Raw genomic sequence first — 25,542 nt, 5'->3', positions numbered from 1 at the left:
TTTTAGTTGATATCCAACTCCTTGAGCTCTTCATCTACCTTGGCATAGCTCAACCGTTTTTCCATTTGAGTTGTGGCATAACCGTCCAGACCGTTGATCGTAACCGTTCCGGCTTTTTCCAGATGCAGCCATCCATCTTCAGTCTGTATGCCTTCTTTGATAAAAATATCGGTGATGCGGCATATGACCAGGATGCAATCATTTTCCTTAAGGTAATACTCGCTTTCATACTGCGCGGCAACTTGTATGGCAGCGTTTTTTACAAAAGGAGCAGTAAAACCTTCTCGCACCTGTTTTTCTATTTGTAGATGCTCAAATTCTGACACATTGGGATCGTACTTTGCGCTACTTTGGTGCGCACGATCCACGAGTTCACTATTGATGTGGTTGAGCGTTAAATAGCCGGTTTCCTTCAGGTTCTCATAGGTGTGACCTACACCATAACCCAGCGGTCGCTGCACAAAACTAAAAAGCGGCGGATTGCTGCCTAAATGCGTCACACTACTAAATATGGCGACGTTATCAATGCCGTTTTTGGATTGGGTACCCAATAAATTCGCACTCTTGAAACCTGTCACGCTATTGATCAAATTACCGCGATAGATGCGTTCCATGGATGAGAGGTCTGCACTGTTAAAATGAGTCATGTGTGGAAGGTTTACACTCAAAGGTAGAACAAATGGCTAGCGACCTTAGGTTTAGCAATTCTAAAACTTTGCTAAATTGCCACATGGATCTGCATAAGGCGTTTGCTACAAATAAAGAGACTTGGAATGCTCGCACGCAGTTTCACTATGACAGTCATTTCTATGATAAGCTCGCTTTCGCGAAAGCGAAAAACTCTCTAAACCATTACGAACAAGAAGCTTTAGGCGATGTCACAAGCAAGAGTATGCTGCATCTCCAGTGCCATTTTGGGCAGGATTCCCTAAGTTGGGCGCACAAAGGCGCAGTGGTAACTGGCGTAGACATTAGCGATACGGCTATTGAACTCGCTAGACAGCTAAGTCAAGAACTTTCCATCCCAGCGGATTTTGTGTGCTGTAATGTTCTGGACACTTCTCAATACATTCAGCAGAAGTTTGACATCATTTTTACCAGCTATGGTACGATAGGATGGCTACCAGATCTCAAACCTTGGGCAACCATGATTGCTCAACGCCTTCAACCTGGCGGCACATTTTATATGGTAGAATTTCATCCCATTGCCTGGATGTTTGATTATCAAACATCACCACCGCAAATGACTTATCCTTATGCCAATGCTGGAGCGATCTATGAAGATTACAATGGCAGCTACGCCAGTCCAGATGGGTCATTCCAAAGTCGTGAATATTGCTGGAACCATAGCCTGAGCGAGGTCGTCCAGTCCTTGATTGATGCTGGTTTGCAGATCACCATGCTGGCAGAGCATGACGGTAGCCCGTACAATGTATTCCCAAATATGATAAGTAAAAACGGGTTGTTTTACCATAAAGAAGCCTTGTATCCTACGATCTTTGAGGTCAAGGCCGTGCTCCATTAGTCTTTGGTTAAAGCTATATTAACTTTTGAGCATTGCGAATTATCGCACAATCAATAACCTTATTTTTGGATCAAAATCTTACCTTATGGCTATCCTGGGACCTATTATTAAAGCTGCACTTAACATCCATGAATTTTTCACTCATGTAGATGATCATAAAACAGCTCAAGAAAAGGTGCTTAAGAAATTGCTGGAGAAGGCTGCTGATACGGCTTTTGGAAAAGAATATGATTTTAACTCTATCCTAAAGGAAGATGATCTTCACGAGGCTTTTGACAATGCGGTCCCGTTTCACGATTATAACAGCATGGATGAAAAATGGTGGAGCAGAATCAAAAATGGTGAGGAAAATGTAACCTGGCCAGGCATGCCTGGCTATATGGCACGCAGTAGTGGTACCACTGGCAAGAAAAGCAAAATGATTCCAGTGACTGATGATATGCTGGACGCGATAAGCTCTGCTGGGACAAGACAGGTAAGCGCTCTTACTAACTTTGAACTGGATGCAGAGGTTTTTGAAAAAGAAGCACTGGCATTAGGAAGCTCTACAGATCTTGATGATGTGGATGGTTTCAAGGTAGGTGAGATAAGCGGTATTGCAGCGAGTAACATTCCAGAATTTCTAGAAAGTAAATACCGTCCAGGCCAAGAGATTGCCAGAATAGAAGATTGGGATGAACGCGTTCAAAAAATTGCAGAATTATCCGGCGAATGGGATATTGCCATGATAAGTGGTATTCCATCATGGTTGGAATTAATGCTCAAAAAAGTAATGGATTATCATAAGGTTGATTCCATTCACGAGGTTTGGCCGTCATTGAGTGTTTATACTACTGGTGGTGTGGCCTTTGAACCGTATCGCAAGAGCTTTGAAAAACTCTTTACAAAACCGGTTACTATCGTGGATACCTATCTAGCTAGTGAAGGATTTATCGCCTGCCAGCAACGCCCAGAAACCGATGCTATGCAGCTCATTACAGATGGCGGTATCTATTTTGAATTTGTTCCCTTCAAGCCTGAATATATTCTGGAAGATGGAAGCTTGAGGCAAGATGTAACGACACTTGATATTTCTCAAGTAGAAAAAGATGTGGATTATGTTTTGATCATCTCTACGGTAAGTGGTGCATGGCGTTATCTTATAGGTGACACCATCGCTTTTACAGACGTTAATCACGCAGAGATCAAAATTACTGGCCGTACCAAATTTTTCCTCAATGTAGTGGGCAGCCAGCTATCGGTATTGAAAATGGAAACGGCTCTGAATGAATTACAAGAAGAGCTCAATACGACATTTAAAGAGTTTACCGTCTATGCCCGCAAAATCGATGGTGAGTTTTATCACAAGTGGTTCCTCGAAACAACTACAGATACTCCTGAAGAAGATCTAGCGGCATCGCTTGATGAAAAACTACAGGAAGCCAATAAGAACTACTCAGTCGCTAGAAGTAAGGCGTTGAAAGGCGTGAAGGTGACTAAAGTACCTGAAGGGTTTTTCAATGCCTGGAATGCCCAACAAAAGAAAATGGGCGGACAGGTAAAAATGGCAAAAGTCTTGAGCGAGGACAAACAAGACGAGTGGGAAGAATTCGTAAAAGAAAAACTGGGATAGTCCCAGTTTTCAACGCCTAGAGATTATGTTCAAAATTTGAATAAGTAGGCTTACCTAACTCATCTCTTCCATAGAAGGTTTTCTTCCGGTTTCACCGTATCTATTGATCAGGTCTGTAATTTCTTCTGGTGACAAGTAAAACTGTCGCATGTGATTTTTGTAAGTATCTGACAGGCTGGTGTGATTAAGAATAAAATTCTTGGTCTTTAAAATGTAGTCACCCATTCCATGCTTCACGGCATAATCATCTGCAGCACGCTCTACTTCTTTGATGTGTGCTTTAGAATACAGATACTTTAATCCAAAAAATATCATCCCAATAGTAGATCTACTACGATAGTCCATCACGTGACCCAATTCATGACCCAACCAGCCGGTAAGGACGTCATCTGGGATTTCATCGATGGTAAAATAGTTGTTTTCGACCTTGAATTTCTTGCTGATTAGGATGATGTAGGCGCGATTTTTACGGGAACTAAAAAGGCTTTTCCACTTAGGTTGCGCCTGCATGAAATTCTTGCGCACCATATTATTGTACTTGAATTCTACCTCAGTATCGGCTAGTTCTGGATAGAAAGACATGGCCATTTCGGCCTCTTTGCGTATGTTTTCGGGTACAATTAACTTTGGGTACTTCATGAATGGGAAAGATAGCCGTTGAGGTGGTTTTTGCCGTGAAAAATGAGTTAAAAACAAAAATCGGTAGGACGTGTGATCCTACCGATTTTTGCTTGAAACAATGTTGAAGGTTGTTTCGCTTTCGCGAAAGCGAACTAAAACTGAGCTATTATCCCAGCATTGATCCCAAAAGGATGTCCAGGTCTCAACCCAGCAGGTTGTCTAGATACGGCATATTCGTTATCCAATGCATTAATAATATTTGCGGTAAGCGACAGGTGGCTGTTGACATGATATCTTCCAGAAAGGTCGAGTACAAAGTTGCTATCCACTTTTTCTGTTGCTGGGATGGTGCCTTGACCGGCAACCGTTCTCATGGCGCCCACAAATCTCGCGTTGAGGTTGATGTCAAAGGTATCGTGTGATACACCAGCAAGCACGTTGAACTGGTTTTTTGCGATGTAGGGAATCTCGTCGCCTATCTCCACTTCTCCGTACACATCGCTGTCAAACGCATTACGGAACTCGGTATCTGTAAAGGTGTAGTTGACGCTTATAGGTAGCGACCAGTTGTCGCTCATCTCAAGAAAGTCATAGGTCAATGCAAATTCAAGTCCGGCTACGTTTGCAGCTCCAGCGTTGAACTGGTCTGTCGTACCGCCACCACCTGCAGCGGCTAGATCACTTCCTAACAGGTTGGAGTAATCATTGAAGAATAACGTGCTTTCACCGCGTATTCCTGCGATGTTGAATCTGCTACCCAATTCATAGTTCACGCTTTCTTCCTGATCCACATCTGGAGCGCTACCTGGAGGTGAGAAGCCTTTATGAACACCTCCAAAAAGTGAGATGCTGTTGTTGAATCTATAGTTAGCGCCTATTCCCGGAATAAACACATCGATGGTATTTTCTCTGGAGCTTAAATTGATACCGGTACGTTCTGGGTCTGCACTACCGTAATCATCGCGTGTCAACTCAATGCTCTCATATCGCAATCCTGGTGTCAGCGTCAGGTTACCTGTTTTGAATTTGTATAGTGCGTGAGCGGCAATGGCCGTTGCCTCGCTTATTCTATTTGCATCTGTGCCTGGTGTGCCTGGACTTGTGATAATGAGCTGGTTGTTTTCAACACCGTACAGATCCACATATTGAAAACGATCTTCTTGATCTTTATGATAACGCAATCCTACTTCTAATTCACTACTGGTAGTTGTTCCAAAGAAAATATTGGCTTTAGATTGAATGCCACGACCATAATAGTTGCGATTGTTTGCCTTGACGCCCAAAACATCTTCTGCCGTGTCAGCGCCGCTGGAAATGGCTAGGTATTCACTTTGGTTAGAAACAGGATCTCTAAGAATAGAGGCAAGACCGACATTTCCGTTTCCTGTATTGACATAATCCAATTTATACCAGTTGCGGGCAAAATTGTTGGAGTACGCTGTCGTGGTGATGAATAAATTTTTGGCAGGTTGGATCAAGTGCGTTAACTGTATTTGATCGTGTTCTGTCGTGATATTGTCTGCGGCACTTCCCAAGTATCTTCTATAGGGATCAGTTTCAAAATCAGATTGGGTCAAACCTAGGTAAGTTTCATTGTCTAGGCCTTCGCTGTACTGAAGCTTTAGGGTTATGGACTGAAAAACATCAGCATCTGCTTTTGTGCTGTAGCGTATTTTGGCGCTATAATCATTACGGTCAAAACCCGTGTTGCCGCCACCATCAAGACTTTTAAAGCCATCACTATTGAAGTTAAGGTATTCTACCACATAACCCAGTTGCTCGCCACTATCACCTACTTTGAGTTGGGTTTGCTTTGAGTTATAGTTTCCTATGTTCATTCTCGCATAGCCTTTAAGCTCGTTAGGTATGGTGCTGGAAACAAAGTTGATGGCTCCACCAGTGGTAAATGGTCCGTATTGTACCTGACTACTTCCCTTAAGGACTTCAATGGCTTCCATACGTGCTACGTTAGGAAAATAATATGCGGCTGGAGCAGAGTATGGCGCTGGAGCTATAAGCACACCATCTTCCATGAGCGTGATTTTAGCAGATCGTTCTGCTTGAGTACCACGCAAAGAGATGTTTGGTCGCAGCCCAAAACCATCTTCCTCGGTAATATTGACTCCAGGAACGGTAAGCAGCGCACGATTCACGTCAGTGTATTGAAACTTAGCAAGGTCTTCTGATGACAAGAAATAGGAAGAACCTGTACGGTTTTGCGCCTCAAACTTACTGCCAAACAAAGAATTTGATCTAAGCTTGATGGTACGTAGATTATTGATCGAATCTTGCTGAGTCGTTTGCTGGGCAGTACCACAAAGACTTGCTAACACTAGAAATAAGAGTGAAAATCTATTTTTCATTTATTTAGACTAAATATGAATAGTTGTTTTGAGCGTGCAAAACTAAAACCTTATTTAGATTAAATAAAAATAAATTCGCAAAATTTAGATCGATAAAATCAATAGGAGAAAGTAATGGTATAAGAAATAACTTTTATTACTGAATTTCAGAAACTTGCGCGGGTCAAATGTTTTTGGCAATTTGAATGTGGTCATGAATACAGTCGCCTATAGAAACACCGTACACCGAGTTCCCTGCGATATGAAAACCATTGTGGCTGGATTCCCAATTCTTAATTTCCTGTATTTTATGCTGGTGTCCCACTACCTTTTGCGGAATCGCTTGCGGCCAAAATCGGCTATGGATAAGTTCAAGATCACATTCGATTCCCGTCCATCTTCTAAAAAGCGGTAGGCATAAGGTATCAAATATGACCTGAGGATCCTCAGTTTCACAATGATCAGGTCGCACAAAAAAGTTCATAAGTGCATCATCGCCATGGATGGCCGTTTCAAACACATTGCCATTAAATAATACGCCTATAAAATCCTTACGCTCAAATGAGGACGCTAAAAATCCGAACCCTTGGGTGTTGGAACGCAATTCGGTTAATGGGATTTTGACCTGCAAGGTTAACATGGGATTGTACGGAATCTCTATTTCTGGAAAACCTGTGGATAACAGTTGTTTTTCCAACCTAAAAAAAGGAATAGTGGAGATCACTTTTTGAGCGTGAATGGAATTTCCATCTTGTAAATGTAGCTTCCAACCATCGCCTACTTTTTCAATGGAAGCTACAGATGTATTCAAATGAATATGGTCGTTCAGCTTTCGCGAAAGCGAACTAATCAACGTCTCCATACCATCTTTAAAACTTACGATCTTGCGAGGAGCAGATGGCGATTTGATGAGTCCCTTCAGCAAACTACCGTACTCTTTTTCCAATTCTACAAATCGAGGAAAAACAGAGGCCATCTCTAGTTGGGCCGCATTTCCTGCATAAATACCGCTGACGATGGCACCTGCCATGCGTCGTGCTACTTGTTTTCCAAACCTGCGTGTGAAGAATTCCAAGACACTTTCTCCTGCCGGCGATGCGCTAGAAATAAATGGTTCTCTAAGGATACGTAGTTTTGCCGAGGTGGATAGGAGTCCGGTCGAGAGCAACGTTAGTGGCGATGCTTTCAAAGTGTGCAACTGGTTGTCCCATAAAATCTGTCTTATTTTACTCTCTTCCATGGCCGGTAAGAGTGCGTCAAGAATGTCAAGTTCCTTGAGTAGGGTTTCAACTTCTGGAGTTAGCGCCATGCTGTTGGGACCATGTTCTACCATCAAACCATTAATGACTTCAGATTCTATGACGCCGCCGGATCGCGCACTGCCTTCAAGAATGGCAAAATCCCGATCCTCTTGAAATAGGGAATAACCAGCACTCAAACCAGAAATCCCAGCGCCTAAAACAACAACGTCATAACTAGATCTTAAAGCCATAGGACAAAGGTAATGCCTAGAAATGTTGCACTATCATTTAAAATGGGATTGAAATACAGATAAATTTAAGATCGTAGTCAAGAAAGAGTTATTCAAGACTAAAGGCTACTGTGCTTTTCTCTCATAAAGCATGCGTAAAAACCGTACCTTTGCATGCAATTAAATTGAATTGCAATGATCTCACACGATGCTAAGTTTGTAGGCGAAGGTCTCACTTACGACGATGTACTTCTAGTTCCTGGCTACAGCGAGGTACTGCCTAGAGAGGTAAGTATACAAAGTAAATTTTCCAAAAACATCACGCTTAATGTTCCTATTGTATCTGCAGCGATGGATACGGTAACAGAAAGTCGTATGGCAATCGCCATGGCTCAAGAAGGCGGAATCGGAATTCTACATAAAAACATGTCGATCGAGGCGCAAGCCCAGAAAGTACGTCGTGTAAAACGTGCTGAAAGTGGTATGATCATCGATCCCGTAACACTTACTGAAGAGGCGACCATAGGTGATGCCAAAGCCAGCATGCGCGAGCATGGTATAGGTGGTATTCCTATCGTTGATGAAGATGGATACATTAAAGGGATCGTCACGAATCGTGATTTGCGCTTTGAGAAAAAAGACAGCCGCAGTGTGACTGAGGTGATGACTTCAGAAAACTTGGTTACGGCCAAGGCTGGAACATCCTTGCAACAAGCTGAGATCATTCTACAGGAACATAAAATAGAAAAGCTTCTTGTCGTTAACGATGAAGGCAAACTCATAGGTCTAATCACATTTAGAGACATTACTAAGCTCACCTTGCAGCCTAATGCGAACAAAGACCAGTATGGTCGTTTGCGTGTTGCGGCAGCTATAGGCGTAACCGGCGATGCAGTAGATCGAGCAAGAGCGCTGGTAGAAGCTGGCGTGGATGCGGTAGTGATTGATACGGCACACGGCCATACTAAAGGCGTGGTTGATGTTCTAAAAAATGTCAAGAAACACTTTCCAGAACTGGATGTTGTGGTAGGTAATGTAGCCACTGCTGCAGCTGCAAAATACCTAGCAGATGCTGGTGCAGATGCCGTTAAAGTTGGTATAGGTCCAGGATCTATATGTACCACAAGAGTAGTGGCAGGAGTTGGTTTCCCACAACTAAGTGCGGTGATGGAAGCAGCTCATGCCTTAAAGGGAACTGGGATACCCGTAATTGCAGATGGTGGTATACGATACACTGGTGATATACCTAAAGCTATTGCTGCTGGTGCAGATTGCGTCATGCTGGGTTCATTGCTTGCAGGTACTACAGAATCTCCAGGAGAGACCATTATATATGACGGCCGTAAATTCAAATCCTATCGTGGTATGGGATCTGTAGAAGCCATGCAAACAGGTTCTAAAGACCGTTACTTCCAGGATGTGGAAGATGATATTAAAAAACTGGTTCCAGAAGGAATTGTAGGTCGCGTTCCTTTCAAAGGTGACTTGGTAGAAAGCATGACACAATTTATAGGAGGCTTAAGAGCTGGAATGGGTTATTGTGGTGCAGGCGATATTGAAAGCCTCAAAGAAAAAGGTCAGTTTGTCAAGATTACAGCTGCTGGTGTTCACGAGAGCCATCCGCATGATGTGACCATTACTAAGGAAGCGCCTAACTACAGCCGCAACTAGATGAAAATCATTTGCATAGGCCGCAATTATGTCGAGCATATCAAGGAGCTGGACAGCGAGAGGCCCGATGAGCCTATCGTGTTCCTAAAACCTGACACATCTATCTTGCTGGATAAGAATCCGTTTTTTATCCCAGATTTTTCCAATGATGTGCATCACGAGGTTGAGGTAGTCGTCAAGATCAATAGATTGGGAAAGCACATTGATCAGAAATTTGCGCACAAATACTATGACGAGATAGGATTGGGCATTGATTTTACGGCAAGAGACCTTCAAAATGAATTAAAGTCCAAAGGCTTGCCTTGGGAAAAATGTAAAGCTTTTGATGGTGCTACGGTGGTTTCCAGAAACTTTATTGATAAAGCAGAATTGGGAGATTTGAATCAGTTGGATTTTCAGCTTTATAAGAATGATGTCCTGCAGCAAGATGGCAATACCAGCCTCATGTTATGGAAGATTGATGAGCTCATAGAGCACATCAGTAGATTTTTTACCCTTAAGATAGGAGATCTTATATTTACCGGCACTCCAGCAGGTGTTTCCAGAGTTCAAGAAAATGACGCCCTTAGAGGTGTTCTTGCTGGAAAGGAACTATTTTCAATACGCGTCAAATGAGCAAGTTGTACGATTTAAGTAAGATAAAGGAGTTGTCAGAGAATGATCCTGATTTTATCAAGGCCATGGTAGATACCTTTATAGAAGAGATTCCAGAAGATCTAGAGCAGCTCGCCATGGGCGTGGTCGAGGATGATCGCGCTGCTGTACATGAGTACGCACACAAAATGAAACCTACGGTAGACATGTTCGGGCTTTCCTGCCTTTATGATGTGTTGGTGCTCGAGGCTTGGGGAAAGTCAGACGACCAGATGGACATCAATGAGCATTTTATGCGCGTTCAAGAAGAACTGCAGAAAACCGTGACCCAATTGAGGGAAGATTTCTAGAACATGAAAGCAACCATAATCACCATAGGCGATGAGATTCTCATAGGCCAGATCGTGGATTCCAATTCCGCATGGATGGGCAAGGAGCTCAATAAGATTGGGGTTTCGGTGTATGAGATTATTTCTATTGGTGACGATAGGGATCATATTTTGTCCGCTTTCGCGAAAGCGGAACAGCAATCAGACATTGTGCTAGTCACCGGCGGTTTGGGACCTACCAAGGATGACATTACAAAGTCCACCATTTGTGAGTATTTTGAAGATGAATTGGTACTCAACGAAAACGTTTTGAAGCACATACGCGAGATGTTTGCCAAGTACGTCAAAGATGCCATCGTGCCCGCTAATGAGTTACAGGCGATGGTGCCATCCAAAGCCAAGATTCTCAACAATGCCTACGGCACAGCTCCTGGAATGTGGCTGGAGCGTAATGATACCGTTTTTGTATCCATGCCTGGCGTACCCTTTGAAATGAAATCATTGATGAGTAATGAGGTGTTGCCCTTATTGCGAAAAATAGAAGGTTTGCCTTTTATATATCATCGTACCATTCTAACGGCTGGTCAAGGCGAGAGCACGATTGCAACTCGTATTGAAAAATGGGAAGATGAACTGCCGTCAACCATAAAACTGGCATATTTACCTAGCTTGGGATCGGTAAGATTGCGTTTGTCCAGTACGGGCATGGATCGAGATCAAGTGACCAGTGCGGTTGACCAGAGTGTTTTGTCTCTGTACGAAATCATTGAGGACATTATTATAGGTGAGAGCAATGATGAATCTATGGCGCAACAAGTTTCGGCCTTGCTCAAAAATGCTGGATTGACACTTGCCGTGGCAGAAAGCTGTACCGGTGGACAAATCGCACAACAACTGACGGAAAATGCAGGTGCCTCACAATTTTTTATGGGTGCATCAGTCACTTATGCCACGAGATCAAAAATTGATTTGCTGGATGTGGATCCATCCATCATCGAGGAGCATAGTGTAGTGAGCGAGCAAGTAGCCATGGCAATGGCAAGAGGAGCGAGAGTAAAATTTCATTCTGACATTGCGGTGTCAACGACTGGCAATGCTGGGCCTAGCAAAGGTGACAGCGACGCAGATGTGGGAACTGTATATATAGGCATAGCTACAAGTAGTGCAAGTTTTGCCGTTCGTTTTAATATGGGAAATCATAGAGAAAGAGTCATCCAGAAGACCGTCAACAAGTCGTTTGAATTATTGCAAAAAGAAATATTGAAAATACAGGCAAATTAGGTTTGTGTGTTCCAATTTATATTTGTTATTTTGCAGTCCGATTTTAAACACAGATAATCATGTCACGAGTTTGTGAACTTACTGGTAAGAAAGCGATGTCTGGAAACAATGTTTCCCACGCTATGAATAAGACAAGACGTAAATTTAACGTGAACTTGTTCAAAAAGCGCTTCTACCTTCCAACTGAAGATAAGTGGATCACGTTACGTGTATCTGCTAAGGCAATAAAGAACATCAACAAAAAAGGAATTACTGCAATGGTAAAAGAAGCTCGTGCTAACGGGATTCTTTCCAAGTAATTTCATAGAATAGCATTAAGATGGCAAAGAAAGGCAATAGAATACAGGTAATCCTTGAATGTACCGAGCATAAAGCAACTGGCGAGCCAGGAACTTCTCGTTACATCACTACCAAGAATAAGAAGAATACTCCAGATCGTCTTGAAATCAAGAAATTCAACCCGATCTTGAAGAAGATGACTGTTCATAAAGAAATTAAATAATTAAGACATGGCAAAGAAATCAGTAGCAACCCTACAAACTGGGTCAAAGAGATTAACAAAAGCCATTAAGATGGTTAAGTCACCTAAAACAGGTGCCTACACATTTGTGAGTGCTATCATGGCACCAGAATTAGTAAACGATTTCTTGGATAAGAAATAAGTTGGTTAGTTAAAATGATTGAGACCGCGTTGCCATGGCAACGCGGTCTTTTTTGTTAAATACATGAAGAAAAGATCAAGGTGCATAGGTTTCAAGAGTTCGAAAGCTGTTCCCTTGCCATAAATGGTATTTCGCCACATACGATACGTCTCAATTCAATAAAAATTAGCAGCACCTCATAACCATCGATATCTTAACTTTGCACGACCAACTATAAGCTATGAGTTTTTTCAAGAATATATTCAATAAGGAGAAAAAGGAAACCCTTGATAAAGGGTTGGAAAAGACCAAAACCAATTTTCTCGATAAGCTAGGTAAGGCCGTTGCTGGTAAATCAAAGGTCGATGACGATCTGTTGGATGATTTGGAAGATGTTTTGGTTTCCAGTGATATAGGAGTGGCAACCACTATAAAAATCATTAATAGAATTGAAGAGCGCGTAGCTAGAGATAAGTATTTAGGTACAGAAGAGCTTAATAAGATCATGCGGGAAGAAATCGCAGGATTGATGAGCGAGGTCAATAGTGGTAATGCTACAGAATTTACCGTTCCTAAACAAGATACACCATATGTGGTCATGATTGTAGGTGTCAATGGAGTAGGTAAAACGACAACCATTGGTAAGTTGGCCTATCAGTTCAAAAAGGCAGGTAAAAAAGTAGTGTTAGGTGCTGGAGATACTTTTAGAGCTGCAGCGGTGGATCAATTACAAATCTGGGCAGATCGAGTAGGAGTGGATATTGTAAAGCAAAAGATGGGAAGTGATCCTGCAAGTGTAGCCTATGATACTTTGCAAAGTGCAGTAGCTAATAAGGCAGATGTAGTGCTGCTAGATACTGCTGGACGTTTGCACAACAAAGTGAATTTGATGAACGAGCTCACTAAAGTCAAACGCGTTATGGATAAAGTAATTCCAGACGCGCCACACGACGTCATGCTGGTTCTGGATGGTTCCACAGGTCAAAATGCATTTGAGCAGGCAAAACAATTCACGGCCGCGACTGAGGTTACTTCGCTAGCCATTACAAAATTGGACGGTACGGCAAAAGGAGGCGTGGTCATAGGAATCTCAGACCAATTTCAAATCCCAGTTCGATACATAGGAGTAGGTGAAGGCATGGAAGACCTTCAAGTATTTAATAAAGTTGAATTTGTAGATAGTTTCTTCAATTAAATCAATCCGTACAAATCATATAAAAACACTCGCTAGACCGTGAAAGTTCTAGCGAGTGTTTTATTTTTAGAAAAAGAATCAATACATGAAAAAGTTACTTCTGCTACTGGCTTTGATGGCCACGATGTTGTCCTGCAAAACGTCAGATACAAAGCCTTCTTCTAGAGAAAAATCTAACGAAAAGGCACAAGCAAATGAACTAGACACGCTAAGCCCTCTCGAACTAAAAGTGTTGGATTCAAAATACATCACTAAAGATGATGTGTTTGCAGGTCTTGAAGATGAAGTATTGCAGTTCAGTATCAATTCACCTAACGGGACTCGCATGGCCGAGTTGTTGAATGAGTTAGTTCAAGAAAAGAGCATTCCGCAAATACAGCAGGCGATCTATGATGGTAAGTTCACATATGAGGACTTGACCTTATACTTCCTCAACAGAATTTACAACTATGACCGTAATAATGAATTGTCCTTAAACTCGGTCATATCACTTAATCCTGACGCGATAGAGCAAGCCCGACAAGCCGATGCCACTCTTGCCACCATGAAGGAATATAGTGAGACGCTAGATCCTTATGTCATCACCGGGATGCCTATTTTACTTAAAGACAATATCAATACCAGCGAGGTGCCAACAACAGCTGGAGCTGCAGTATTGATAGACAATCAAACCGCAGATGCACGATTGGTTCAAAATTTGAAGGATGCCGGTGCAATTATTCTAGGTAAAACCAATTTAAGTGAATGGGCTTATTTTTTCTGTGGAGATTGCCCTAGCGGTTATAGTGCCGTAGGTGGACAAACACTTAATCCATACAAAAGAACGTATTTTGATACCGGTGGTTCCAGTAGTGGTAGCGGAGTAGCAGTAGCAGCAAATTTTGCTGTGGCAGCGGTTGGTTCAGAAACCAGTGGATCCATTCTATCACCATCGTCCCAAAACTCTATCGTGGGCTTAAAACCCACAGTAGGAACAATTTCTGGCGAAGGAGTGGTGCCCATCTCCAGCTACCTGGACACGGCTGGCCCAATGGCTAAAAACGTCGTCGATGCCGCCATCTTGATCAATGCAATGCGCGGTGATGAAGCTGACGTGATTGAAAGCAATCTGATCCCTAAATTGAAGGACTATTCTCTAGAAGGAAAGCGTTTTGGGATTTTCAAGAGATTTTTAGAGAATCCACTATATGCAGATGCCATCGCCACCATCAAAAACCAAAGAGCTACCATCATCGAATTGGAAGATCGTGATCTAGAACTCAACGGATTTTTAAAACTGCTCAATGCAGATATGAAACAAGACTTGCCTACCTATTTTCAGACTGCTGGAAACCCAAGGTACAAGGATTGGGATGTGGCTCGAGTAATGCAGGAAAACCGTAAAGATTCCGTTAATGCTATGCCTTATGGCCAGCGATTGTTTCAAGGAATCCTTGATGAACCTGAAATGACTGATGAGGAGTTTGCGAGTTTTAAGGAGAACATGACAGCCTCTGCTCAAGAATATCTCAACTACTATTATTCTAGATATAGACTGGACGGTATCCTTTCCATAAACAATTACACGGCTGGAGTTGCTGCCGTCGGTTTCTTTCCTGCGATGACCGTTCCCATGGGCTATGACAAGGATGGCAAGCCATTTGGCCTTACCTTCATCGCGCCTACCGGTAAGGATCGCGAGTTGTTTGGCTGGGCAGCAGCCTATGAACGCGTAAGTAAGAAGCGTCAAATGCCGACTGACTACTCAAAGTAATCCATGTCCCAAGATAACAAGCCACCTTTATTTTCAGCAAAGAGTCTACGCACCTTTACAAAGATTGTCGCTATTTATGCCGGATTCTATATTCTAACGGTGGTTGCACAGACCATAAGCCAGCCGGTGAGTGAGAATCCCGACGCGCCTCAAAATGCCTACATGCCTTTGTATTTTTTGGCGGCGGTACATCTGGTGCTGGGTTTGGTTAACCTTGCGTTGATATTACTCAAAAAATACAACTGGCTCGTTCCCTCGATCAGCGCAGCGGTGATGTTGCTTGCGAGGATTTACTATGAGGATATTGCCTTGTGGGTGTGGAGCTGGTCCTAAAAAGCTTATGGATAATTGCGCTTTCGCGAAAGCGATATTAACAACCACCTACACTGCAAACCAACTGCTTGTCGTAAATTTGCAGCCGCTATGAGAACAAAATCAAGAAAGAAGAATCGTATCAACGTCATTACACTAGGATGTTCTAAGAACGTCTATGACAGTGAAGTGCTTATGGGCCAGCTCAAGGCCAGTGGCAAGGATGTGGTGCACGAGGAAGAAGGTAACATTGTCGTGATCAATACCTGCGGTTTTATTGACAATGCTAAGGAAGAAAGCGTTAACACCATTCTTGACTTTGTGGATCGCAAGAGCCGTGGCGAGGTAGATCAGGTGTTTGTTTCGGGTTGTTTGTCAGAGCGTTACAAACCAGATCTTCAAAAGGAAATCCCAGATGTAGATCAGTATTTTGGTACGACGGAACTGCCGTCACTGCTCAAAGCTCTAGGTGCAGATTATAAGCACGAACTCATAGGTGAGCGTGTTACGACCACACCTAAAAACTACGCATACTTCAAAATTGCCGAAGGTTGCGACCGCCCATGTTCCTTTTGTGCCATTCCATTGATGCGCGGTGGACACAAAAGCACGCCTATTGAAAACCTGGTCATTGAAGCAGAAAAACTGGCCGCAAAAGGTGTTAAGGAACTCATACTTATCGCCCAGGATTTGACCTATTATGGTCTCGATCTCTATAAAAAACGCCGTCTCGCCGACTTATTGAAAGAGCTTGCCAAAGTCGATGGCATCGAGTGGATACGCATGCATTATGCTTTTCCAACCGGTTTCCCAGTAGATGTGCTGGATGTGATGAATGAGGAGCCTAAGGTGTGTAATTATCTGGACATACCGTTGCAGCACATTTCCACGCCTGTGCTCAAGTCCATGCGCCGCGGTACTACTTTTGAAAAAACGAATGCATTGTTGGATCGCTTTCGCGAAAGCGTGCCACAAATGGCCATTAGAACCACATTAATCGTTGGGTATCCTGGCGAGACTGAAGAAGATTTTGAAATCTTGAAACAATGGGTAAAGGACCAGCGCTTTGAGCGTATGGGCTGTTTTACCTATTCACATGAGGAAAATACGCATGCCTATAATCTGGAAGACGATGTGCCAGCCGAGATGAAGCAGGAACGTGCCAATGAAATCATGGAGATTCAATCCCAGATCTCTTGGGAACTGAATCAAGAAAAGATCGGGAAACAGTACCGTGTTATGATCGACCGTAAACGTGGGAATCACTTTGTGGGTCGCACAGAATTTGATAGTCCAGATGTGGATAATGAGGTACTCATTGATGCGAGCGAGCATTATTGTAGTGTTGGCGAGTTTGTAATGGTAGAAATCACAGATGCCGAGGATTTTGACCTGTATGCCGTGCCGGTAGCCTAGTGGTCTGAATTCTTTTCGCGCTCTGCACGTTTCTCTCTAAAGCTTTCTCTAAAATTGCGCCGTTTGCGATCCTTAACCGATTTCTGACGGGACTTGTTCCAGCCCAGAAAAACAAAAAAGGCAACAATCACCGCTCCTATATAGATCCAATCTGTATTCATGTAGTAAAAATAATTCTTTTAAATAAAAAAGGGTCGCTTCGAGAAGAGACCCTTTTTGCTTTTTGAATGTTCGCAATTATTGCTTACTGCTCGGCGCTTTAGTACCAAACTGATACCTAATCTTGATGCCGCCAAAAATAAGTTTAGCTTCCTCAACCTGTCTTGAGTTACCATTACTGGCATTAAAGCTGCCATTGGATACAAAATCAGTTGGGCTCGTTGGATTAAAACTCAATGTCCCATCTATCACTGGTGAATCTACAACATCATTGAGACCGTAATCCAGAAACGCACCAAAGTACATCGCAGAATTATGGGCCAGAAGCTGTTTGATACCTATTTCAAAAGTCGCGTTAACGCTATTACTCAGTTCAAAATCCTGTTCTGAAAATTGAATATCGTTGTAGGTTCCAAAACCAGCAAAAGCTGGTGCCGTCAACGTTCCATTGAATCTAGGGAAATAGCCGCTGGTAGTTAGGCTGGAAGCTCTAGACTCCTGCCTGGCATTACTCAAAAGGTTGTAGGATGCTCCGGCTTTAACGTATAATCTAGTAACTCCAGAACCTTCATATTGTACGTTCAACGGTATGGAAACATTATTAAATTTTTGAGTCTCTGAATAACCGCTTATCTGGTAATTAAACGTGAAGTCTTCACCTTCAGAATCGACAGTGGTTTGGGAACCTTTCAGTAGATTGCTCGAATTGCGGGCCTGATGAAACGCATATCCTACACCAGAGTTTAAACTCCAGTGTTCCGATAATTTAAATTGAATTCCCAACTCAAGGCCTGCTCCAGGTTCTATATCTGTATCACTCAACGCACCTTCTATATCAAAGGTGGAGAAATGAAACTGCGTTCCTAAAGAAAAATTGATTTCTTGAGCCTTGCTGATGATTCCGGTCAATAAGAAAAGTGAACCTACAAGTACTGAACTTTTCATTTTAAAATTTTTCATAATACGATTCTACTAATTTTAGTTTTTGATAAAGTTCAGGCTCTTACTTGATCCATTGATTTGTAAGACTAAGCGATACACGCCTACAGGAAGGTTATCTGGTAGTTCTATAGAAGTATCTATTGCTACTGCAGCTGTTTCTTTCACCAATCTACCATTCTGATCATAAATGAAGTAGACCGCGTTCTCAAGTTGTCCTTGAGGATAATCTGCCCTTACGTTCAATGTTTTTCCTTGTAATACTGGGTTTTGAAGTATAACAAAAGAGAATGTATTCCCAAGGTTGATCGTGGATTCACAAGTTTGAAGAACATCACCATTTGCTAATGTCATTCTAACCATGTACCTCGCGCTAGGATCTAATCGATCGCTAGCATTATCGCCTTCAGAGAAGAATTGATCGGTGCTTACCAGTCGGCCGTTTTTGAACCATTCGTAAGCTACAAAAGAATACCCGCCATTATTCGCTGGATTGTTATTCACCACTAGAACGTTGCCGTACTTCTGCTCAACAATGGCGTCAAAAACAAATCTCTTTTCAATCAATAGATTAAAAGTTCTTGTATCACGTCCGTTTTCAGCAGTGATAACAATGGTTCGGCGATACAGACCAGGAGTAGCTGTTTCTACGATAAAAGATTCACCAGTCGATGCTGTGGCACCGGTTTCACTCACAATTTCTACATCAACGCTTTCAATGCTGTCGTCGCAATCAATCAGATAGAAAATGTTCGTATCGGGATTCGTAAATACCTCACCATTGATAGATATAGATTCTATAGTAGTATCAGTATTCAAGAAAACTTCTAGCTCTTGGGAAACTGGTGTCGCGGCGAGGTAATTATTATTACCAGGTTGCGTCGCAGTAATCAATAGGAATCCCTCTGATTGAAGCGTTACAAATCCAGTAGCACTTACATCTGCCGCAGGCGGTTGTGTCAAGGCAGTTGTTTCATAGACAACTGGTAGTCCTGAAGAAGCAGTTGCTGTCAATTGGAAATCAGGATCTGTAGATAAACGTCTACGTGTAAGTGCATCAAAAGTAACAGTCTGTTCAGCTTGTTCAATGGTAAGTATACCATCAATAGTCACTTGTGGACAATCTGTGCTTGAGCTGCTAATTACTGCCGTTACTACGTAGGTTCCTGCTTCAGTTTGATCATTGTTTGTATAAGTCACAGTCGCATCTGCTGGGATGTTTTCTACGGCTAATGATCTCACGCTTCCGTCGTAAACAAATGTTGCATCGGCCAGCGTCGCATTTTCGATATCACTACCAGCGATAACAACGTTTTGGGTTTGAGTGGTTGTATTTCCATTCCCATCATCAAAAGTCCAAGTCACAATGGTTGTTCCTTGAGTCGAGATTGGCAATACGGCATCGCTGGTCACTGTTACCGTGCCTCCACAGTTATCGGTGGCAGTCGGCGCGACAAGAGAAGTTACACTACACTGTGCCGTAACATCAGCAAGGACAGCAAGATCCGCTACCGGAGCTGTTGTATCATCGATGATCACATTCTGGGTTTGTGTAGAGGTGTTTCCGTTACCGTCGTCAAACGTCCAAGTTACTACGGTTGTTCCTTGAGTCGTGATTGGCAATACGGCATCGCTGGTCACTGTTACCGTGCCTCCACAGTTATCGGTGGCAGTCGGCGCGACAAGAGAAGTCACACTACACTGTGCCGTAACATCAGCAAGGACAGCAAGATCCGCTACCGGAGCTGTTGTATCATCGATGATCACATTCTGGGTTTGTGTAGAGGTGTTTCCGTTACCGTCGTCAAACGTCCAAGTTACTACGGTTGTTCCTTGAGTCGTGATTGGCAATACGGCATCGCTGGTCACTGTTACCGTGCCTCCACAGTTGTCAGTGGCAGTCGGCGTGACAAGAGAAGTCACACTACACTGTGCCGTAACATCGGCAAGTACAGCAAGATCCGCTACCGGAGCCGTTGTATCATCGATGATCACATTCTGGGTTTGTGTAGAGGTGTTTCCGTTACCGTCGTCAAACGTCCAAGTTACTACGGTGGTTCCTTGAGTCGTGATCGGCAATACCGCATCGCTTGTTACCGTTACTGTGTTACCACAGTTATCAGTGGCAGTCGGCGCGACAAGAGAAGTCACACTACACTGTGCCGTAACATCGGCAAGTACCGCAAGATCCGCTACTGGAGCCGTTGTATCATCGATGATCACATTCTGGGTTTGTGTAGAGGTGTTTCCGTTACCGTCGTCAAACGTCCAAGTTACTACGGTGGTTCCTTGAGTGGTGATCGGTAATACCGCATCGCTGGTCACTGTTACCGTGCCTCCACAGTTATCGGTGGCAGTTGGCGCTACAAGAGAAGTCACACTACACTGTGCCGTAACATCGGCAAGTACCGTTAGATCTGGCGTTGGCGGTGTTGTATCATCAATAATGATGTTTTGATTTTGGAATGTAATATTCCCATTTCCATCATCGTAAGCCCAAGTAATAACTGTTGTTCCTTGAGTTGTGATTGGTAACGTAGCGTTGTTTGTAACGGTAATCATACCACCACAATTATCAGACGCTGTAGGTGGTGTAAGAGAAGTTACTACACATTGCGCAGTCACATTTGGTAATGTGGCAAGATCTGGCGTTGGTGGTGTTGTATCATCAATAATGATGTTTTGATTTTGGAATGCAATATTCCCATTTCCATCATCGTAAGCCCAAGTAATTACTGTTGTTCCTTGAGTTGTGATTGGTAACGTAGCATTGTTTGTAACGGTAATCACACTAACGCAATTATCAGTTGCTGTAGGTGGTGTAAGTGAAGTTACTACACATTGCGCAGTCACATTTGGTAATGTGGCAAGATCTGGCGTTGGTGGTGTTGTATCATCAATAATAACATTCTGGGTTTGAGTAGTGATATTCCCATTACCATCATCAAAGGTCCAAGTCACAACGGTTGTTCCTTGAGCCGTGATCGGCAATACTGCATCACTGGTTACCGTTACTGTGCCGCCACAATTATCAGTCGCGGTTGGTGCGGTAAGAGCTGTTATAGAACACTCTGCTGTAACATCAGCAAGCACGGCTGTATCAGGTACAGGTGCTGTGTTGTCTTCAATGGTTACAACTGTTGTGCTTAGATTTGGGCAATCACCGTTAGTGGTGTAGGAGATCGTATAAGTGCCTTGAGTTGAAGCGCTTAGATCAATTACTCCGGTAGAAGTGTTTATGCTAAGCCCAGCACTGGAACTAAATGTGCCACCTGTAAGCCCAGTAATCGTAGGTGTAGGATCTACTTCATTAGGGCAATATTGTGCTTTCGCGAAAGCGAAACTGGCATCATCCAAACCATTTACAATAATAGTAGCAGTAGAGCTGTTAGGACAAGTCCCAGCAGTCGTATAGGTCACCGTGTAGTTTCCAGGCGTTGAAGCCGAAAGATCTACCACACCTGTGGTTGAATTAAGGGAAAGTCCAGCCGTCGAACTAAAGGTTCCACCAGCAAGACCGGTAATGGTTGGCACAGGATCAGTCGCATCAGTACAGTAGGTGGTATCGCTGTACGCGAAAATGGCATCGTCTAGCGCTAACACTTCTATAGTATCACTCGCGCTATCAGCACAACCATTGGTATTTGTGGTATAAACAATTGTATGAATTCCAACTCCAGCAGTGACCGGATCAAAGGTATAAGTCGACCCATTACCGTCATCAGTCACTCCAGGACCAGAATATACACCGCCTGTCGCAGTACCACCAGAAAGTCCAGTTTGTAAGCCGGCATCAATGCAAACATCTGCAGGTGCTGTAAAAGTTGTTGCAGGTGTAATAGTCACTGGAACGAGGACCCTTTCACTTTCACAGCCGTCCACTGTATCTGTAGCGTAATAATCGCCATCAGTCAATAAATCGGTGGAGCTCAAAGGTGTGGTAGATGTATTAGAGCTATAAATTTTAATATCTGTTCCCGTTCCTATAGAAATTAAGTCGTTTACCGTATCACCAGCGCAAAAACTATTAGTATCACTAGAATCGATAGTCATCGTGCCATCCGTACATGCAGTTCGTACCCACCCGCTGGATGGTGGGTTTAAGCCGGCTGAAACAGTGGTGTTTTCATACCCGTTATTGGTAAAATCATTATTGGCATATAACACCCATTTAGAACCATCATAACCTATTTCATAAAATGGATCAGCTTGGTATTCATAATTGTTTTTTCCATTGATAGTTCCATTTAGAATATAAATACCGTTAAGAACGCTACATCCACCTGTGATGCTGACATTAATGGAGTTAGAGTCCCCATTACCAAATATCGGTTCTGGAGTAGAAGTAATTTCAAGTGAGACATTAGACGAATTAGGACAAGCTCCAGCCGTAGTATATGTCACTGTGTAAATTCCAGGCGTAGAAGCCGAAACATCTACCGCACCTGTCGTAGCATTAATGGAAATTCCAGCCGTTGAGCTAAAGGTTCCACCACCAAGGCCAGTAATGGTAGGTATAGCATCTGCACCAGTCGCACAAAATTCTAGATCACCATAACTGAATGACGCATCATCTAAAGTGTTAATTGTAAAAGAGATTGAAGAGCTATTTGGACAAGCTCCAGCCGTAGTATATGTCACTGTGTAAATTCCAGGCGTAGAAGCCGAAACATCTACCGCACCTGTCGTAGCATTAATGGAAAGTCCAGCCGTTGAGCTAAAGGTTCCACCAGCAAGGCCGGTGATAGTAGGCGTTGGATCTGAATCATTGGTACAGTATGCCGCAGCGGCGTAATTGAAACTCGCATCATCTAACGCGTTCACGGTAATCGTCTGGCTGGCTGTGTTTTGACCAGGATTCATAGTGGTATAAGTCACCGTATAAGTTCCAGGTGTAGAAGCCGAAACGTCTACCGCACCCGTTGTAAAATTAATAGAGAGTCCGGCTGTTGAGCTGAATGTTCCACCAGCTTCACCAGTTATCGTTGGTAATGGATCTACCTCATTTACACAAAAGGAGGCAGCACTATAACTAAAAGAGGCATCATCCAATTGCACATCAATGTCAAGATTAACCGAACCAAAGTTTATCGTCCCGCCGCCTCCAGATCCAGAATTACCATTGTCGCTTCCGGTTATTGTAAGTACCGCGGCATCATTACCTGTTAATCCAGAAGCAGTAGTTACTTGAATGTTACTCGCCGTGTCTAAATAAGTATTGATGTTAGCAATTGCACCTGATAAAGTAATGCTAGCGGTTCCAGAATTACTTACGGTAACACCTCCAGAGGTGCTAGCTGCTAATGTTCCAGAACTCGTTGCAATCGTCAAACTAACAGATTGTGTTCCGGCATCAACATCTGCTAGAACAGCTGTACTTAGATCAATGTTGGATGCTGTGTTTTCAGTCACCGTCAGATCAGAAGGTAAACTGCTTAAGGTCGGGTCATCGTTTATGGCGGCAATAGATAAAAATGCAAAATTGCTGCTCGAGACCGAGTTACCACTTGCATCTGTCACTGTAAAAACAAAACTTCTATTGTTTCTGGTGTTACCAACGCTTGGGTCGTCACCAGTATTCACAAATGTAGCTGTCCTAATAGCTGCCTGTGCCTGTGCTGCGGTGCCAGTTCCTGTTAAAGTAAGCACTCCTGTAGTTGAATTGAAATTTGCCGTGTAGGGCCCAGGAGCGGTTACGGCAATAGATTCTCCATTATTAGGAAAAAAGGAAGTGATGCTTAGTGACACCAGATTGATATTTTCACCATCTGGTTCGTCAATAGTAAATGAATTGTTAATGGTTACAGCGGTTCCTCCTTCCAAAAATGATACACCTGGATTAGGATTGGGAATAGTCACCACTGGATCATCATTGACCGCAGTCACGTTTATAAGCACGGTGTCTGCTGTACCATTGATGGTTCCATCATTAGGTGTTACCGTCAAGGTCGCTGTGGTGGTATCATTAAGCGCGGTGGTATAGGTAATCTTTGAAGTATCATTAAGATATGTGTTAATATTTGCAACACTACCTTGTAAAGTCATGGATGCGGTACCAGAATTTGTAATGATCACGCCACTGGTCGTTCCATTACCATTGACGCTGGCAATCGTCCCGCGGTCAACGCCTAGGGTTACGGTAACAAGGTCACCATCTGCATCGGTGATGTTGTAGGCAGAAAGATCTATGGCTGTTGCAACATCTTCCGTTACCGTAACATCTGCTGGTGTTCCTCCTAGATCGGGCGCTGTGTTTCCTGCAAAGACGCTACCGGTATAAGTGCTTGGAGCAGAAGGAACATCGTTTGGATGGGTATACTCGCCAGGTGTCCAGTTACTTGTGGTGTTGAATTGTGTAGCACAAGCTTCTGCTGTTCCATTACATGTGGTTGGGCCGGTGTATCGTCCTTCAAGAAATCCAACAGAGCCAACTTGTGCATTGATTCCATCAGTTAAACCAGTTCCCGCGAGTGTTGCGCCAGCTTCTAAAGTACCATAGAAAGTAAGAAAGGTACCTGGTACAGCTCTAGTTCCTGTCACGGCATAAATCTGATCGCTATTACCATTGATGTTAAAGCTATCTTCGACCTCATCAACAATACCTATGGAGGCTGCTTCTCCCGGGCCGTCAGTATCTGTGATATTAACCACGGTTCCTGCAGCAATCTGGCTGCCAGAATTATTTGTCCAGAGCAATTCTCCTTCTGCCGTGGGTGATTGGAAGGTGGTCCCCAACCATTCTTCATCAATGAACCTTATGGTGGCGCCAGCAGGTGCGTTATCTAATAATATAAAAGAAAAGCCGTCTTCTTCTCCAGCAGTACCATCATCACTATGTAGAGCAACGATGGCAATGTCGCCAGGTGCGTCGATGAGGTTGTTTTGGGTTTGTGCTTTCGCGAAAGCGAACACAAAAAAAGTCACGGCAAACATTACGAGTTTGCTTGAGTAAAATTGTTTCATAGTATGGTTGGCTAAATAATCTAGTTGCGGGCTGGGTAAATACCTTGAAGGGCGATAATATAATGTACGCCTTGATACGGGTTACGTATATTGAAAGGTAGGTTACCACCAGTATTGCCAACAGTGACATTTGCTGGCATCGAGTCTGCAGATGCAGATGATGCATATTGATCATCACCCGTATTACTTAATACTCCATTTGCTGGACTAACTTCATCGTTATCACCAGAAATGGTGTTGACAGGAATACTACCAGTAGCAATATGAGAATGAGAAGGCATTTCTGCAAGAGATAAGGTGTGAGTCTCAGTACCTCCTTTTTGCCCTACTTCAATGAAAGACAAACCTGGGCCATTTCCTGGTCCTACAGGCGTACGACCTCTTAGGTCTGGTAAGGCAAAAGTAGTTCGTCCATCGCCTCCATAGGTGGTTTCCAGAATGGAAAACAATGCAGAGTTTTGATTAACAGCAAGGAGCTGCCCATTACAGAAAGCCCAGCCGCGTGGAGCAAAATTGCCGGCGAACATTTTAATCTCGCCTATCATCGGGTCTTGTGCCTGACAGGTGATGGAAGTAAATGTTAGAAATGCGAGAAGGAGTAGAGTTTTTTTCATGATTGGAGGTTTTAGAATTAATTATTTTATTAAAAGTAAGATTCATAGTTTTTAGAGAAGGACAGTTTTACCATTGTTGAAAATGATGCTCATTTCTGTGGGAA

General features: G+C 43.2%; 21 protein-coding genes. 13 read left to right on the top strand and 8 right to left on the bottom strand.

The genetic code is table 11. The features are described 5' to 3' along the window. Positions 1 to 2: 2 nt before the first annotated feature. Complete coding sequence (locus tag BST86_RS07985; protein WP_105982809.1) at positions 3 to 647, bottom strand: flavin reductase family protein; 645 nt, start codon at positions 645 to 647, stop codon at positions 3 to 5. A gap of 83 nt (positions 648 to 730) precedes the next feature. Between BST86_RS07985 and BST86_RS07980 the strand changes: the two genes are divergently transcribed. Next, positions 731 to 1,525: a class I SAM-dependent methyltransferase gene (locus BST86_RS07980; protein WP_105983975.1), complete on the top strand. Its 795-nt coding sequence runs from the start codon at positions 731 to 733 to the stop codon at positions 1,523 to 1,525. An 85-nt stretch (positions 1,526 to 1,610) separates the two neighbouring features. After that, positions 1,611 to 3,137, top strand: a complete 1,527-nt coding sequence (locus BST86_RS07975; protein ID WP_105982808.1) for a GH3 family acyl-acid amido synthetase — start codon at positions 1,611 to 1,613, stop codon at positions 3,135 to 3,137. 54 nt (positions 3,138 to 3,191) lie between these two features. Here the strand turns inward: BST86_RS07975 and BST86_RS07970 are convergent, their stop codons facing one another. The 3 genes from BST86_RS07970 to hemG all read right to left on the bottom strand — a co-directional run bounded on the left by BST86_RS07970 (position 3,192) and on the right by hemG (position 7,592). Continuing rightward, on the bottom strand, positions 3,192 to 3,776 hold the full coding sequence (locus BST86_RS07970) for a hypothetical protein (RefSeq protein WP_105982807.1): 585 nt from the start codon (positions 3,774 to 3,776) through the stop codon (positions 3,192 to 3,194). 134 nt (positions 3,777 to 3,910) lie between these two features. Then, positions 3,911 to 6,121 carry a TonB-dependent receptor family protein gene (locus tag BST86_RS07965; protein WP_105982806.1) on the bottom strand — a complete coding sequence of 737 codons (2,211 nt, stop codon included), beginning with the start codon at positions 6,119 to 6,121 and terminating at the stop codon, positions 3,911 to 3,913. 163 nt (positions 6,122 to 6,284) lie between these two features. Continuing rightward, a complete protein-coding gene (gene hemG, locus BST86_RS07960; protein WP_105982805.1) occupies positions 6,285 to 7,592 on the bottom strand; it encodes a protoporphyrinogen oxidase in 1,308 nt (435 codons plus the stop codon). Positions 7,593 to 7,766: 174 nt separating this feature from the next. On the opposite strand from hemG, the gene guaB reads away from it, so the two are divergent. The 11 genes from guaB (at position 7,767) to rimO (ending at position 16,763) form a co-directional block, all read left to right on the top strand. Next, on the top strand, positions 7,767 to 9,242 hold the full coding sequence (gene guaB / locus BST86_RS07955; protein ID WP_055413338.1) for an IMP dehydrogenase: 1,476 nt from the start codon (positions 7,767 to 7,769) through the stop codon (positions 9,240 to 9,242). Then, positions 9,243 to 9,857 (top strand): fumarylacetoacetate hydrolase family protein, encoded by a 615-nt coding sequence (locus tag BST86_RS07950; RefSeq protein ID WP_105982804.1) that lies wholly within the window; start codon positions 9,243 to 9,245, stop codon positions 9,855 to 9,857. It begins immediately after the preceding gene. Further along, positions 9,854 to 10,186, top strand: coding sequence for an Hpt domain-containing protein (locus BST86_RS07945; RefSeq protein ID WP_105982803.1), 333 nt, complete (start codon positions 9,854 to 9,856; stop codon positions 10,184 to 10,186). Before BST86_RS07950 ends, BST86_RS07945 begins: the two co-directional genes overlap by 4 nt. 3 nt (positions 10,187 to 10,189) lie before the next feature. Then, a complete protein-coding gene (locus BST86_RS07940) occupies positions 10,190 to 11,446 on the top strand; it encodes a competence/damage-inducible protein A (protein ID WP_105982802.1) in 1,257 nt (418 codons plus the stop codon). 59 nt (positions 11,447 to 11,505) lie between these two features. Then, the gene (gene rpmB / locus BST86_RS07935) at positions 11,506 to 11,745 is read left to right on the top strand and encodes a 50S ribosomal protein L28 (RefSeq protein WP_105982801.1); all 240 of its coding nucleotides are present in this window, start codon (positions 11,506 to 11,508) and stop codon (positions 11,743 to 11,745) included. A 20-nt stretch (positions 11,746 to 11,765) separates the two neighbouring features. Next, positions 11,766 to 11,948 carry a 50S ribosomal protein L33 gene (gene rpmG / locus BST86_RS07930; RefSeq protein WP_055413333.1) on the top strand — a complete coding sequence of 61 codons (183 nt, stop codon included), beginning with the start codon at positions 11,766 to 11,768 and terminating at the stop codon, positions 11,946 to 11,948. 7 nt (positions 11,949 to 11,955) lie between these two features. After that, positions 11,956 to 12,108, top strand: coding sequence for a DUF4295 domain-containing protein (locus BST86_RS07925; protein ID WP_082438633.1), 153 nt, complete (start codon positions 11,956 to 11,958; stop codon positions 12,106 to 12,108). Between the two features lie 220 nt (positions 12,109 to 12,328). Then, complete coding sequence (gene ftsY, locus BST86_RS07920) at positions 12,329 to 13,282, top strand: signal recognition particle-docking protein FtsY (protein WP_105982800.1); 954 nt, start codon at positions 12,329 to 12,331, stop codon at positions 13,280 to 13,282. Positions 13,283 to 13,367: 85 nt separating this feature from the next. Beyond that, a complete protein-coding gene (locus BST86_RS07915) occupies positions 13,368 to 15,035 on the top strand; it encodes an amidase family protein (RefSeq protein WP_105982799.1) in 1,668 nt (555 codons plus the stop codon). 3 nt (positions 15,036 to 15,038) lie between these two features. Next, positions 15,039 to 15,368 (top strand): hypothetical protein, encoded by a 330-nt coding sequence (locus BST86_RS07910; protein WP_105982798.1) that lies wholly within the window; start codon positions 15,039 to 15,041, stop codon positions 15,366 to 15,368. A 90-nt stretch (positions 15,369 to 15,458) separates the two neighbouring features. Continuing rightward, complete coding sequence (gene rimO / locus BST86_RS07905; protein WP_105982797.1) at positions 15,459 to 16,763, top strand: 30S ribosomal protein S12 methylthiotransferase RimO; 1,305 nt, start codon at positions 15,459 to 15,461, stop codon at positions 16,761 to 16,763. On the opposite strand, the gene BST86_RS14890 is transcribed toward rimO, so the two are convergent. From BST86_RS14890 to BST86_RS07890, 4 genes are all read right to left on the bottom strand, one after another. Beyond that, positions 16,760 to 16,924, bottom strand: a complete 165-nt coding sequence (locus BST86_RS14890) for a hypothetical protein (protein ID WP_172443333.1) — start codon at positions 16,922 to 16,924, stop codon at positions 16,760 to 16,762. The genes rimO and BST86_RS14890 overlap by 4 nt on opposite strands. A 76-nt stretch (positions 16,925 to 17,000) precedes the next feature. Continuing rightward, positions 17,001 to 17,867, bottom strand: a complete 867-nt coding sequence (locus BST86_RS07900) for a PorT family protein (RefSeq protein WP_146126732.1) — start codon at positions 17,865 to 17,867, stop codon at positions 17,001 to 17,003. Positions 17,868 to 17,900: 33 nt separating this feature from the next. After that, positions 17,901 to 24,824, bottom strand: coding sequence for a beta strand repeat-containing protein (locus BST86_RS07895; protein ID WP_146126731.1), 6,924 nt, complete (start codon positions 24,822 to 24,824; stop codon positions 17,901 to 17,903). Positions 24,825 to 24,844: 20 nt separating this feature from the next. After that, positions 24,845 to 25,438, bottom strand: coding sequence for a phage tail protein (locus BST86_RS07890; RefSeq protein WP_242446492.1), 594 nt, complete (start codon positions 25,436 to 25,438; stop codon positions 24,845 to 24,847). Positions 25,439 to 25,542: the final 104 nt, after the last annotated feature.

Origin of the sequence: Nonlabens agnitus (assembly GCF_002994045.1) — a bacterium.
In the GTDB taxonomy this organism is placed as follows: Bacteria; Bacteroidota; Bacteroidia; order Flavobacteriales; family Flavobacteriaceae; genus Nonlabens; species Nonlabens agnitus.
The sequence above is the reverse complement of the archived record's forward strand: the minus strand, read 5'-3'. Positions and strand labels throughout refer to the sequence as shown.

Excerpts from the sequence above, each read along its gene's own strand:
- BST86_RS07900 (WP_146126732.1), bottom strand. The coding sequence starts at position 17,867 with ATGAAAAGTTCAGTACTTGTAGGTTCACTTTTCTTATTGACCGGAATC.
- BST86_RS07890 (WP_242446492.1), bottom strand. The coding sequence starts at position 25,438 with ATGAAAAAAACTCTACTCCTTCTCGCATTTCTAACATTTACTTCCATC.
- BST86_RS07910 (WP_105982798.1), top strand. The coding sequence starts at position 15,039 with ATGTCCCAAGATAACAAGCCACCTTTATTTTCAGCAAAGAGTCTACGC.
- BST86_RS07975 (WP_105982808.1), top strand. The coding sequence starts at position 1,611 with ATGGCTATCCTGGGACCTATTATTAAAGCTGCACTTAACATCCATGAA.
- hemG (WP_105982805.1), bottom strand. The coding sequence starts at position 7,592 with ATGGCTTTAAGATCTAGTTATGACGTTGTTGTTTTAGGCGCTGGGATT.
- BST86_RS14890 (WP_172443333.1), bottom strand. The coding sequence starts at position 16,924 with ATGAATACAGATTGGATCTATATAGGAGCGGTGATTGTTGCCTTTTTT.
- BST86_RS07965 (WP_105982806.1), bottom strand. The coding sequence starts at position 6,121 with ATGAAAAATAGATTTTCACTCTTATTTCTAGTGTTAGCAAGTCTTTGT.
- BST86_RS07950 (WP_105982804.1), top strand. The coding sequence starts at position 9,243 with ATGAAAATCATTTGCATAGGCCGCAATTATGTCGAGCATATCAAGGAG.
- guaB (WP_055413338.1), top strand. The coding sequence starts at position 7,767 with ATGATCTCACACGATGCTAAGTTTGTAGGCGAAGGTCTCACTTACGAC.
- BST86_RS07915 (WP_105982799.1), top strand. The coding sequence starts at position 13,368 with ATGAAAAAGTTACTTCTGCTACTGGCTTTGATGGCCACGATGTTGTCC.
- rpmG (WP_055413333.1), top strand. The coding sequence starts at position 11,766 with ATGGCAAAGAAAGGCAATAGAATACAGGTAATCCTTGAATGTACCGAG.
- BST86_RS07940 (WP_105982802.1), top strand. The coding sequence starts at position 10,190 with ATGAAAGCAACCATAATCACCATAGGCGATGAGATTCTCATAGGCCAG.
- rimO (WP_105982797.1), top strand. The coding sequence starts at position 15,459 with ATGAGAACAAAATCAAGAAAGAAGAATCGTATCAACGTCATTACACTA.
- BST86_RS07925 (WP_082438633.1), top strand. The coding sequence starts at position 11,956 with ATGGCAAAGAAATCAGTAGCAACCCTACAAACTGGGTCAAAGAGATTA.
- rpmB (WP_105982801.1), top strand. The coding sequence starts at position 11,506 with ATGTCACGAGTTTGTGAACTTACTGGTAAGAAAGCGATGTCTGGAAAC.
- BST86_RS07985 (WP_105982809.1), bottom strand. The coding sequence starts at position 647 with ATGACTCATTTTAACAGTGCAGACCTCTCATCCATGGAACGCATCTAT.
- BST86_RS07970 (WP_105982807.1), bottom strand. The coding sequence starts at position 3,776 with ATGAAGTACCCAAAGTTAATTGTACCCGAAAACATACGCAAAGAGGCC.
- ftsY (WP_105982800.1), top strand. The coding sequence starts at position 12,329 with ATGAGTTTTTTCAAGAATATATTCAATAAGGAGAAAAAGGAAACCCTT.
- BST86_RS07945 (WP_105982803.1), top strand. The coding sequence starts at position 9,854 with ATGAGCAAGTTGTACGATTTAAGTAAGATAAAGGAGTTGTCAGAGAAT.
- BST86_RS07980 (WP_105983975.1), top strand. The coding sequence starts at position 731 with ATGGATCTGCATAAGGCGTTTGCTACAAATAAAGAGACTTGGAATGCT.
- BST86_RS07895 (WP_146126731.1), bottom strand. The coding sequence starts at position 24,824 with ATGAAACAATTTTACTCAAGCAAACTCGTAATGTTTGCCGTGACTTTT.